The organism is Bradyrhizobium rifense (assembly GCF_008123425.1).
In the GTDB taxonomy this organism is placed as follows: Bacteria; Pseudomonadota; Alphaproteobacteria; order Rhizobiales; family Xanthobacteraceae; genus Bradyrhizobium; species Bradyrhizobium rifense.
In genome coordinates this window covers 165556-177831 of sequence record NZ_VSSS01000015.1, presented here as the reverse complement: position 1 = coordinate 177831, position 12276 = coordinate 165556, and the positions used below count along the sequence as shown (strand labels likewise).

The window sequence follows — 12276 nt, the reverse complement described above, 5'->3', positions numbered from 1 at the left end:
TTCGCTTTGCCCACCCTACGGCGGCGGCTATAATCAACCAAAAGGTCCGCCATGATCCACGTCTGTTCGCTCGCCGCCCTTCCCGAAACCGTCCGCCGCACCGGGGCCAGCCATGTGCTGACCGTGATGGCCAATGTCGAGCAGGTGGCGCGGCCGGTGTCGGTGCTCCCGGCCAATCATCTCAAGGTGTCGATGGACGACATCACCGAGGAGATGGATGGCTTCGTCGCGCCCTCCGAGGCCCATATCGACCAGGTGCTGAATTTCGTGCGCGGCTGGGATCGCAACGCACCGCTGGTGGTGCATTGCTATGCCGGCATCAGCCGCTCCACGGCGAGCGCGTTCGCCGCCGTCTGCGCGCTCAATCCGGATCGCGACGAAATCGAGATCGCTAAGAAGATCCGTGCGGCCTCTCCGATCGCCTCACCGAACCGGCGCATCGTCGGCCTCGCCGACCGTGCGCTCGGGCGCAACGGTCGCATGCTGCACGCGCTCGACGAGATGGGTCCTGGCGAGTTGCTGATCGAGGGCCGCCCCTTCGTGATCGAGCTCGAATGACAACTGCGCGCCACATCGAAGGTGCGCCCCCTCTCCCGCTTGCGGGGGAGGGTTGGGGTGGGGGTGCCTCCGCGAGCGTGCCCCCCCTTGGGGAGAAAGCCCCCACCCGCCGCGCTCTTCGAGCGCGTCGACCTCCCCCGCAAGCGGGAGAGGTGCAGCGAGCGCGCGGATACGCCGATCCGACCACCACGAATTTCTTCTTCCTGTCGATTGCCGCATGAGCGACAAGCTGCTGACGCCGATCGAGATCGGCCTGACCGCTGCGATCGTCGCAATCGAGGATCACGAACCGCTGGTTCTGACTGCGCGCGGCAGCGACGGCTTGACCGGACTGCCGTTCGGTCCGTTCGATGCGCCGAGCCATCGCACCTTCGAGATCGGCCTGCGCGCCTGGGTCGAGGAACAGGCGGGATTGCGGCTCGGCTATGTCGAGCAGCTCTATACATTTGGCGATCGCGGCCGCAACGCGGAGGCCGGCGACACCGGCGCGCATATGGTGTCGATCGGCTATCTCGCACTGACGCGCACCGCCGAAGGCGCCGCGAACGCGGCGAGCTTCGAGCCCTGGTATCGCTTCTTCCCTTGGGAAGACTGGCGCGAGGCGCCGCCCGCGATCATCGCCCGTGACATCATCCCGGAGCTCAATAGATGGGCCGAGGAGGAGCCGCCCGAGACCACGCGCGCATTGCCGCGAAAAGATCGCGTGCGGTTCTATTTCGGGCTCGAGGGTGCGGCCTGGGACGAGGAGCGCGTGCTCGATCGCTACGAGCTCCTGTACGAGGCTGGCCTCGTCGAGGAGGCGCGGCGCGACGGCCGGCCTGCGGCTTTGGCGCGCAGGACGCTTCCCGCGCTCGGCACCTCGATGCGGTTCGACCACCGCCGAATCCTCGCCACGGGAATCGCGCGGCTGCGCGCAAAGTTGAAGTATCGCCCTGTGGTATTTGAACTTTTGCCCGCCGAGTTCACACTCACTGAGTTGCAGTACACGGTGGAGGCGATCTCCGGCCGGCACCTGCACAAGCAGAATTTCCGCCGTCTGGTCGAAACCGAAGCCCTGGTCGAACCGACCGGCGTGATGTCGACACTGACCGGCGGGAGACCAGCGGCGCTCTATCGCTTCCGCCGTGACGTACTCCAGGAGCGGCCGGCGCCCGGCTTGCGGGTGCGCTCCCGGCGCTAGACCAAGATTTGTGATCGGCCCCTGCCCGCCGATTGCCTGGAGGCCTTCATGTTCGACGCCCCGTTCGACGACCTTGCGATTCTCATTGCGATCGTCGCCTTCCTGATCGCGATCAAGGCCACCAGCCAGGCGACCGAGCTGCGCCGGCGGCTGAACTCGCTCGAGGCGATGCTGTACGCGCAACGGCAGGTGCAGCCGCCGCCGCTGATGCCCACGCCGGCGCCTGAAGCGCCCGCAACAATTGCCGCGGAGCCACCGCCGCTTGCGCCCGAAACCGAGCCGGCGCCGCTGCCGGTCGCCGAACAAGTTTCGCCACCTGCGCTCGAGCCGAGCACCGACAATGTCGCGCCGCCTCCCGTGCCCGCCGCAGAACCAGGCTTCGAAGAACGGCTCGGCACGCGCTGGGTGGTGTGGATCGGAGGGCTCGCGCTCGCGCTCGGCGGCTTCTTCATGGTGCGCTATTCGATCGAGGCCGGCCTGGTCGGCCCCGGGGTGCGCGTATTCCTCGGCGGCCTGTTCGCGCTCGCCCTCCTGGGCGCCGGCGAATGGACACGGCGCAAGGAGAGCATCTCCACCATCGCGGCGCTTCCGATCGCCAACATCCCCGCGATCCTCACCGCGGCCGGAACCGCGGTTGCCTTCGCAACCGTCTATGCGGCCTACGCGCTCTATGACTTCCTGGTGCCCGCGACGGCCTTCGTGCTGCTCGGCATCGTTGCGATGGGCACGCTCGCAGCCGCGCTGCTGCACGGGCCGGCGCTCGCGGGCCTCGGCGTGGTCGGCGCCTTCGCGACACCGGTGCTCGTCTCCAGCGGCAAGCCGGACTTTTGGGCGCTGTACATCTATCTCGCCATCGTCACCGCCGCGAGCTTTGGCCTCGCCCGTATCAGGCTGTGGCGTTGGCTGGCTGTGACGACCATCGTCTTCGCCGTGCTCTGGGTCTTCCCAGGACTCGATACCGGCGAATTGCAGGTCGCGCCGCACGCCTTCCATGTGATCGCCGGATTCGTGCTGGCTGCGCTACTCGTCGTGTGCGGCTTCATGTTCGGCCCGACCATCGAGGACGGACAGATCGAGCCGGTGTCGTCGAGCGCGCTGGGCGCCTATCTGTTCGGCGCGATGCTGATCGTGCTGTCGAGCGCGCATGCCGATCTCGCGCTGATCGCCTTCACGCTGCTGGTTGCGGCGACGCTGTTCGTCGCCTGGCGCGCGGAGGCAGCAGTCGGCGCGCTGGGCGCTGCGGCTGCGACCGTGTTCATCGTGTTCGCCGAATGGGCCGTGCGCGCCAATCCCGACATGCTGGTGCTGCCGGGCGGCCCCATGCCCGGCATCACGCCGACCGCCACCGACAGCGCGGTGACGCTTCATCTGGTGATGGCCGCGATCTTCGCCGCCGGCTTCGGCATTGCGGGCTTCTTCGCGCAGGGCCGCTCGAATTCGGCGATCATTCCCGTGGTGTGGTCGGCGGCAGGCGTCGCCACGCCGATCGCGATCCTGGTCGCGCTCTACGCCCGCATCGCCCATCTCGACCGCTCTATCCCGTTCGCGATCCTCGCGGTGCTGCTGGCCGCCGCCTTTGGGTTTGCGACGGAAACGCTGACCCGCCGCGAGACTCGGCCCGGCCTTGCCATCTCGACGGCGCTGTTTGCGACCGGCACGCTCGGCGCGCTGGCGCTGGCGCTGACCTTCGCGCTGGAGAAGGGCTGGCTCACCATCGCGCTGGCGCTGATGTCGCTCGGCACCGCCTGGATTGCGATGCAGCGGCCGATCCCGTTCCTGCGCTGGCTCGCCGCCATCTTCGCTGGCATCGTCACCGCGCGCGTCGGCTATGACCCGCGCATCGTCGGCGACGCCGTCGGAACGACACCGATCTTCAACTGGCTGCTGTGGGGTTATGGCCTTCCGGCGGCCTCGTTCTGGGTGGCGACCATGTTCCTGCGCCGCAGGAGTGACGACGCGCCGCTGCGCATGGTGGAGGCGGCTGCGATCCTGTTCACCGCGCTGCTCGCCTTCATGGAGGTTCGCCATCTCGCGACCGGCGGCGACATGATCGCAGCGCCGTCACTGCTCGAAGCAGGCCTCCAGGTCTGCGTGTCGTTGGCCATGGCAATCGGGCTGGAGCGGCTGCGGCTGCGCAGCCACAGCATCGTGCACAATGTCGGCGCGGTCGTGCTCACGGCGATCGCCGGCTTCATCAGCGTGTTCGGCTTGCTGTTCCTGGAGAACCCGCTGATCTGGCACATCGATGTCGGCGGCGCCGTGTTCAACCTGCTGCTACTCTGCTACGCGCTGCCGGCGGTGCTGATGCTGCTGCTCGCCTATGCGGTGGTCGGTGCGCGCGGCAAGGTCTATGCGAACACGATTGCGGGCGCGGCGCTCGTATTTGCGCTCGTATACCTGACGCTGGAGATCCGCCGCTTCTATCACGGCCCGTTCCTCACCAGTGGTGAGACCACGGGGGCCGAGCAATACACCTATTCGATCGGCTGGCTTGCTTTCGGCGTCGTGCTGCTTGGCATCGGCATTCTCGTCAACTCCGAGCGGGCGCGGCTGGCGTCGGCCGCCGTCATCGCGCTGACGATCCTGAAGGCCTTCGTGATCGACATGTCGACGCTGACGGGCGTCTACCGTGCGCTGTCGTTCATGTGCCTCGGCATCGTGCTGGTCGCGATCGGCTGGCTGTACCAGCGCATCCTGTTCCGGCGGCAGGTCCCGCCGCCGGCTCCGCAGGCAGGGAGTTGAGGATCAGGCCGCGCGGACCGATTCCAGGAACTGCGCGACTTCGACCTTGAGGCGGGTGCTGTCGGTCGCCAGCGATTTCGCCGCCGACAGAACCTGCGTCGAGGCCGAGCCGGTCTCGATCGCACCGCGCTGCACGTCGGTGATGTTCATCGAGACCTCCTGCGTGCCGAGCGAAGCCTGCTGCACGTTGCGCGAGATTTCCTGCGTGGCCGCGCCCTGCTCCTCGACCGCGGCGGCGATCGCGGAGGACACTTCCGACAGCCGTTCGATGGTGCCGCCGATCTCCTGGATCGCACTGACCGATTCCTGCGTCGCCGCCTGGATGCCTGCGACCTGCGCGCCGATCTCGCCGGTCGCCTTCGCGGTCTGCTCCGCCAGCGCCTTGACCTCGGAGGCGACAACCGCAAAACCGCGGCCGGCCTCGCCGGCGCGTGCCGCTTCGATGGTGGCGTTCAGCGCCAGCAGATTGGTCTGGCCCGCGATGGTGTTGATAAGCTCGACGACGTCGCCGATGCGGGAGGCCGCCTGCGACAGCTCGTTGACGCGCGCATTGGTGCGCACGGCCTGATCGACGGCTTCCGCGGCCATGCGCGCCGAATCCTGCACGCGGCGGCTGATCTCGGTGACGGAGGACGACAGCTCTTCGGAAGCCGAGGCGACCGACTGCACGTTGGTCGACGCTTCCTCGGAGGCCGCGGCGACCGCCGTCGCGAGCTCCTGACCGCGCTGCGCGGTGTTGGTCAAGGTCGTTGCGGACGCCTCGAGCTCGGTCGAGGCCGCCGAGACGGTGCCGACGACTTCGCCGATCATGGCTTCGAACTTGCGGGTGATGGCGTCGACGCGGCGGCCGCGTTCGATCTTGGCCTCGGCGTCGCGTGCGGCCGCCTCGTCGGCGGCCTTCTTGGCGATCAGCGCCTGCTTGAAGATCTGGAGCGCATCCGCCATCGAGCCGATCTCGGTCTTCTCGCCACGGTGCGGCACCTCGGCCGAGAGGTCGCCCTCGCCGAGGGACTGCATCGGCTTGATGATGGAGGCAATGCCGCGCGAGACGTCGCGGACGAGATAATAGGCGGCGCCGATCGCCATCGCGACCGAGGCGATGATGATGCCGACCAGGATGCGGAAGATCATCGCGTAGCTGTCGGCCGCCTGCTTGGTCTCGGATTCAGCGCCGCGGTTGTTGAGCTCGATATCCTTCGTCAGCAGCGGATCGGAGGCCTGCGCCATCTTCGCGACCTTGGTCTGCAGCAGCTCGTTGGCCTCAGTCGGGAACTTGCCGACGCTCTTGCGCGATAGCGCCATGACGTCCTGCACACCGTTCAGGTACTCGCCCCACGCTGTCGTCCATTGTCCGTAGATGGAGCGCTCCTCGGCGGACGTGATCAACGCCTCGTAGGTTTTGCGGGTTTGCTCGATGCGTTCGCGCAGCGAGGCGAGGCGCTTTTCGGCCGCCTCCTTGCCCTCGGCGGTGTCCTGCATCAGGTGCAGACGGAGCGCGACGCGCAGCTCGTTGACATCGGCACGGATCGAGCCGAGCGCGCGGACGCTCGGCAGCCAGCTCTGCGCGATCTCGACGGTGTGGGAGTTGATGTTCTGCATGGTGCCGATCGCCACGACGCCGACGCCGGCGAGCGAGAGCACGAGGACCGACAACACGGTCAGAAGCTTGAAGACGATCGACAACTTCGACATCACGACAAATCCCGATGATACCTAAACGCACAAGTCAGCCCGCCGCGACCGCCACGGCGGACGGTGGGCGGTGGTCATTCCAACAATGCTGGCTGGTTCTTATCCGGTAAGATTGCGCCCATAGTTGCAAACAGGCGTTAACAAGAACCTAGGGGAACTACTGATTTGCCGATTCCCGACACTTAACCTGTCTGCAACCATTTGTTGCGTCCGCACCGATATCCCGTCACGCCACACCAGCACACCGGTGCAATGCAGCATTGGTAGGCGGCAATCAGCGCCGTCAGGCCGCCCGCACCGAATCCAGGAAGCGCGCGACTTCGCTCTTGAGGCGGTTGCTCTCCTGCGAGAGCGACTGCGCCGCCGAATGCACCTGCGCCGACGCGGCCCCGGTCTCGCCCGCGCCGCGCTGGACATCGCCGATATTGGCCGACACATCCGAGGTGCCCTGCGCGGCATGCTGAATGTTGCGAGAGATCTCCTGCGTGGCGGCGCCTTGCTCTTCGACAGCCGCAGCAATGGTCGAGGAGATTTCCGACATCCGCGCGATGGTGTCGCCGATCTCCTTGATCGCGCTGACGGAGTCCTGCGTCGCGGTCTGGATCGCCCCGATGTGCTGGCCGATCTCGCCGGTGGCTTTGGCGGTCTGCTCGGCCAGCGCCTTCACCTCGCTCGCCACCACGGCAAACCCCCGGCCCGCCTCGCCGGCGCGCGCCGCCTCGATCGTGGCATTGAGCGCCAGCAGATTGGTCTGGCCGGCAATGGTGTTGATGAGATCGACCACGTCGCCAATGCGCCCCGCGGCCTTGGTCAATTCGCCGACGCGCGCATTGGTGCGCTGCGCCTGCTCGACAGCGACGTCGGCGACGCGCGCCGATTCCTGCACCTGACGGCTGATCTCGGAGATCGACGACGTCATCTCCTCACTCGCTGACGACACCGACTGCACGTTGGCGGACGCTTCCTCCGAGGCCGATGCCACCGAGGCGGCAAGCCCGTTGGAGCGCTCCGCCGCATGCGTCAGCGTATTGGAGGAGGCTTCGAGCTCGGTTGCCGCCGATGACACGGTCTCGATGATCTCGCCGACCGCACCTTCGAAATCATCGGCGAGCCGCTTCATGTCGACCTTGCGCTGCGCACGCCGTCGCGTGTCGGCTTCCACCTGCTCTGCGCGCAGCCGTTCGGCCTCCGTCATGTTGGTTCGGAACACCTCGACCGCACCGGCCATCTCGCCGATCTCGTCCTTGCGTCCGATCCCGGGAACGGCAATCGAGAGCTCGCCGCGCGCAAGCCGCGTCATCGCGTCGACCATGCCGGACAACGCCTTCGAGATCGAGCGTCCAAGCAGGAAGCCGACCACGGCGAGCACCGCGACGGTGATGAGGAACGCGATCATCATCCAGAACCGGACGGCGTCGCGGGTCGCTGCCTCGGCGGCGTCGGCCTGCTTGTAGAGGCCCTCGACCGTGGTCCGCACCTCCTGCATCCCCGGCTCGAGCTCGCGGAAGGTCTTCATCATGCTGGCATCCAGGGCCGCGCTCTGCTGCGCGGTCTCGGCCCAGGCCGCGAACTCGGAGAGGTATTTCTGGAGCTTGGCCGTGATGTCGTCCATCACTGCCGTAGGAACTGCGACGACCTCGATCGCGTTGGAGAATTCAGCCGCAGCCTTCTTCACCTCGGCCACATATTTTTGGTCGCGCTGGAGCATGAAGTTCAACTCGTGCCGGCGCATCATCAGCATCCAGCTCGTCGACCTGGGATCGTCGACCTCCTTCAGCTTGGTCTCGATATCGTGCACGGCGGCGCGGAGCGAGCCGGACAGGCCGAGCGTCTCGTTCAGCCCGAGCCTGGTTTCGGCAGCGACCAGCGCATTGAAGTCCGCAGTATAGCGCCTGAAGCCCTCCTGGGCCTGCTTCGTCTTGTCGGACAGAGCGCCGATACCGCCTGCCAACATCAGCCGTTCGACCTCGTCGAAATCGTGGTTGATCGGGCCGATCAGCTCGGAATGCGCCTTGGCGTAGCTCTCGTTGCGGCGCTGCTGAAAATTCTTCTCGTTGCGGCGGGCCTCCAGCATCTCGATCGAGAGTTGCTTGTTGAGGTCGGAGATCGCGCGGGCGCGGTTGGCAATTTCGCGGGAGGCATCCTGGGAGAGGCTACCGATCTCATAGATCGCGCCGAAGACGGCGAGTCCGACGAGGCCGAAGAGTCCGATCGCCATGACCTTGTGGGTCAGGCGGATGGAAAGACCGCGCATGAAAGTGCTCCAAAACGCTCAAGACGCAATACAGACGGGCGACTCAACGCCCGGAATATTGCGGGGATCATGCCTGCGTCGCTTTTCCGGAAGGTTAACCCTGCATCTCATTCGTCACGGCGCCGCAATATGCTCGCGCGCAAACGCCGCGCTATCGCGCGCAGCGGTTGCAAGGTTCTGTCTGTTGAGAGATGCCGCGGTCAGGCGGCGCGAACGGTGCCGAGGAACTTGCCGACCTCGAGCTTGAGGCGGTTGCTGTCGCCGGACAGCGACTGTGCCGCGGACAGCACCTGCGAGGACGCCGAGCCGGTCTCGCTTGCCCCGCGCTGCACCTCGGTAATGTTGGACGACACCTGCTGGGTGCCCTGCGAGGCCTGCGCGACGTTGCGGGAAATCTCCTGTGTCGCCGCGCCCTGCTCTTCCACCGCGGCCGCAATCGCCGAAGAGATCTCCGACAGCCGCTCGATGGTGTCGCTGATGTCCTTGATGGCGCCGACCGATTCCTGGGTGGCGGCCTGGATGCCGGAAATCTGCTGACCGATTTCGCCGGTTGCCTTCGCGGTCTGCTCGGCCAGGGCCTTCACTTCGGATGCGACCACGGCAAAGCCGCGGCCAGCCTCGCCGGCGCGTGCCGCCTCGATCGTGGCATTGAGCGCCAGCAGATTGGTCTGGCCAGCGATGGTGTTGATCAGCTCGACGACGTCGCCGATGCGCGTCGCCGCCTTGGACAGCTCGCCGACACGATCGGTCGTGGTACGGGCCTGACCGACCGCCTCGCTCGCCACGCGCGCCGACTCCTGAACCTGGCGGCTGATCTCGGTGATCGAAGACGACAGTTCCTCAGTCGCGGACGCGACCGACTGCACGTTGGTGGACGCTTCCTCGGAGGCCGACGCCACCACGGTCGCAAGCTGCTGTGCATGCTCGGCGGTGGAGGTCAGCGTCGTCGCGGAGGCCTCGAGCTCGGTCGAGGTCGAGCTCACGGTCTCGATCACCTCGCCGACCGCGTTCTCGAACTGGTCGGCCAGCTGCAGCATGTCCTGACGCCGTTGCGCTGCTGCGCGGGTCTCCGCCTCTTTCTGCTCGGCTTCCATACGGATCTTGGCGAGGCCATTCTCGCGGAACACTTCCGCGGTCTTGGCGACCTCGCCGACCTCGTCCTTGCGGTCGAGGCCGACGATCTGAACCTCATACTTGCCGCTAGCGAGCTCCTGGAGCACGCCGACGATCATGCGGATCGGCCTGGCGATGCCGTACTGGCCGATGATGAAGCCCAATACGCCGCCGATGACGACACCGAGGCCGGCGAGGATAACCAGGAAACGCGACGTCGATTCATACTGCTCGCGCGCCTCCTTGCTCTTCTCCTCGACGCGGGCGTTGAGGCGATCAGCCAGTTCGCGCACCCTCCCCTGAAGGTTCTCTGCCGCCGTCCTGCTCTTCAGGGCGACGTCGCGCAGCTTGTCGGCGCTCTCGCTCAGCTTCGATGCCTTCTCGGCTTCGACCGTCGCGAGCGTTGCATCCATCTGGCTCTTGTAGGCCGAGAAGGCGTCGCGCACGCCCGGGAGCAGCGCCTTGGCCTTTTCGTCCGGGGTCTGGCTGACCTCGTCGAAACGCTCCTGATATTGCTTGAGCTGGGCGTTGATCACCTCGCGCGCGGCGAGACGGTTGTCGTCGCGGGGATCGAGCGCGCTACGGAATTCCGCGCGGTTCAGCGCGATGACGTTCTGGTTGGCGCGGGCCGCGAGCAGAGACCGCCGCGCGGAGGTCGACATCACGTCGGCCTTTTCGCTGAGGTCGCTGAGGGCAGAGACACCGATCCAGGCGATCGAAGCACCGATCCCACACAGCAGGACGACGATCCCGAGGATCTTGCTCAGGATACGGAAGCGACCGAGAAAATGCATGAGTGGAATACCTCACGGAAATCGCTACGCAAGCAGCTGAATTTCCACGATCTTCGTCCAGAACCATTCCGGTTGTCTTAACCACGACTGCCGTAGAAACACGGAGTTTCATCCGCTATTCGCGCTGCTATTGCCCTTCGAGAGTTGCGTAGGAAGCAGAGCTCTCGTCAGGGTTTTTATCAGGCCGCGCGCACCGTCTCCAGGAACTTGCCGACTTCCAGCTTCAGGCGATCGCTGTCGGTGGACAACATCTGCGCCGCAGACAGCACCTGCGAGGACGCAGAGCCGGTCTCGCTCGCCCCGCGCTGCACGTCAGCGATATTGGACGAGACCTGCTCGGTGCCCTGGGCGGCTTGCGCGACATTGCGTGAGATTTCCTGCGTCGCGGCGCCCTGCTCCTCGACGGCGGCAGCGATGGTCGAGGAAATTTCGGACAGCTTCTCGATGGTGTCGCTGATGTCCTTGATCGCGCCGACCGATTCCTGGGTGGCGGTCTGGATGCCGGAGATCTGCTGGCCGATCTCGCCGGTCGCCTTCGCCGTCTGCTCGGCCAGCGCCTTGACCTCGGAAGCGACGACGGCGAAGCCGCGGCCCGCTTCGCCGGCGCGCGCCGCCTCGATCGTGGCGTTGAGCGCCAGCAGGTTGGTCTGGCCCGCAATGGTGTTAATCAGCTCGACCACGTCGCCAATGCGCGTTGCCGCCTTCGACAATTCGCTGACGCGCTGGGTCGTGTTGCGGGCCTGGCCGACGGCCTCGCTCGCCACGCGCGCGGATTCCTGCACCTGGCGGCTGATCTCGGTGATCGAGGACGATAGTTCCTCGGTTGCCGACGCCACCGATTGCACATTGGTGGAGGCTTCCTCCGAGGCCGCCGCGACCACGGTGGTGAGCTGTTGCGTGCGTTCGGCGGTCGAGGTCAGTGTCGTTGCGGACGCCTCGAGCTCGGTCGAAGCCGACGATACCGTGCCGACAATCTCGCCGACGGCGCCCTCGAAACTGTCGGCGAGCTTGCGCATCTCCAGCTTGCGCTGCTCGGCCGCGATCTGATCCCGCCGCATCTTGGCTTCCGCTTCTTGGCGCGCCTTCTGCTCGGACACGATCTTGAATTTCTCGACGGCGCCGGCGACCTCGCCGACCTCGTCCTTGCGGCCAAGACCCGGCAGCACCACCGAGAGGTCGCCGCCAGCCAGCTTTTCCATCGCAACCGTCAACGCGCGCATCGGTCGCGCGATGCTGAAGACCGAGAAGATGCAGGCAGCGATCAGGACCAGCGCCACCAGGACGCCGGTGATCAGAGACGTCCGGGCGACGGACGCGGCTTCCCCTTCTGCTTCCGCGCGGGTCTCGCCGGCCTTCTGCTTGGCGAATGCCGTGATCTGGTCGGTCAGCGCCGAAATCTCGTCGTTGATCGGCGCCAGGGTCTCCTTGCGGAGCCGGTCCACCTCAGACACCAGCTTTGCGAGTTGTGCTGCCGCTTCACCGTCCTTTTTCGCGTCGAGCGCTAGCTCCTGCTTGCGGATCGTCTCAATCTGCCGCTCGCCTTTCGAGAAGTCGCCGATCAGCACAGCGAGGCGATCGATGCGTTTGCGATTCTCGGGGGAGCGCGAGAGCTTGGCCATTTCGCCCGTGAACTTCTCGGCCGCCGCCTGCCGGTCGTTGAAATAGGTGACGGCCTTCTGCATCTCGGCCGGCGAGGATGACGTCAGGATGTCGCGGATGCCGATCTGCATCCCGCGCACGGAGGCCTTCGCCTCAGCGGCATTCTGCGCAATCGCCTGCTGCCCCGCTGCTCCAATGTTGAGCTTCTGGACATCGGCGTCTCCGCTCATCTGCAGATAGATCTGCAGCGCGACGAGGCCGATGGTCAGCGCCGAGGTGATGGCGAGCTTGGTGCCAATTCGCAGGTTCTGAATGAACATCATTGCAATATTCCCAGGGGACGC

Annotated in this window: 7 protein-coding genes; 3 read left to right on the top strand and 4 right to left on the bottom strand. The window is 66.0% G+C overall.

Annotated elements, in window-relative coordinates; translation table 11 throughout:
- The first annotated feature begins 51 nt into the window (after positions 1 to 51).
- The 3 genes from FXB40_RS09295 (at position 52) to FXB40_RS09285 (ending at position 4480) form a co-directional block, all read left to right on the top strand.
- Entirely contained in the window at positions 52 to 558 is a 507-nt protein-coding gene (locus tag FXB40_RS09295; protein WP_148771906.1) for a tyrosine phosphatase family protein, read from the top strand.
- A 217-nt stretch (positions 559 to 775) separates the two neighbouring features.
- Complete coding sequence (locus tag FXB40_RS09290; protein WP_148771905.1) at positions 776 to 1738, top strand: NUDIX hydrolase; 963 nt, start codon at positions 776 to 778, stop codon at positions 1736 to 1738.
- Between the two features lie 48 nt (positions 1739 to 1786).
- Complete coding sequence (locus FXB40_RS09285) at positions 1787 to 4480, top strand: DUF2339 domain-containing protein (RefSeq protein ID WP_148771904.1); 2694 nt, start codon at positions 1787 to 1789, stop codon at positions 4478 to 4480.
- Positions 4481 to 4483: 3 nt separating this feature from the next.
- Here the strand turns inward: FXB40_RS09285 and FXB40_RS09280 are convergent, their stop codons facing one another.
- From FXB40_RS09280 to FXB40_RS09265, 4 genes are all read right to left on the bottom strand, one after another.
- The gene (locus tag FXB40_RS09280) at positions 4484 to 6172 is read right to left on the bottom strand and encodes a methyl-accepting chemotaxis protein (RefSeq protein WP_187436749.1); all 1689 of its coding nucleotides are present in this window, start codon (positions 6170 to 6172) and stop codon (positions 4484 to 4486) included.
- Positions 6173 to 6455: 283 nt separating this feature from the next.
- Positions 6456 to 8426: a methyl-accepting chemotaxis protein gene (locus FXB40_RS09275; protein ID WP_148771902.1), complete on the bottom strand. Its 1971-nt coding sequence runs from the start codon at positions 8424 to 8426 to the stop codon at positions 6456 to 6458.
- Between the two features lie 200 nt (positions 8427 to 8626).
- Positions 8627 to 10333 carry a methyl-accepting chemotaxis protein gene (locus FXB40_RS09270; protein WP_148771901.1) on the bottom strand — a complete coding sequence of 569 codons (1707 nt, stop codon included), beginning with the start codon at positions 10331 to 10333 and terminating at the stop codon, positions 8627 to 8629.
- Positions 10334 to 10512: 179 nt separating this feature from the next.
- The gene (locus FXB40_RS09265; protein WP_148771900.1) at positions 10513 to 12255 is read right to left on the bottom strand and encodes a methyl-accepting chemotaxis protein; all 1743 of its coding nucleotides are present in this window, start codon (positions 12253 to 12255) and stop codon (positions 10513 to 10515) included.
- Positions 12256 to 12276: the final 21 nt, after the last annotated feature.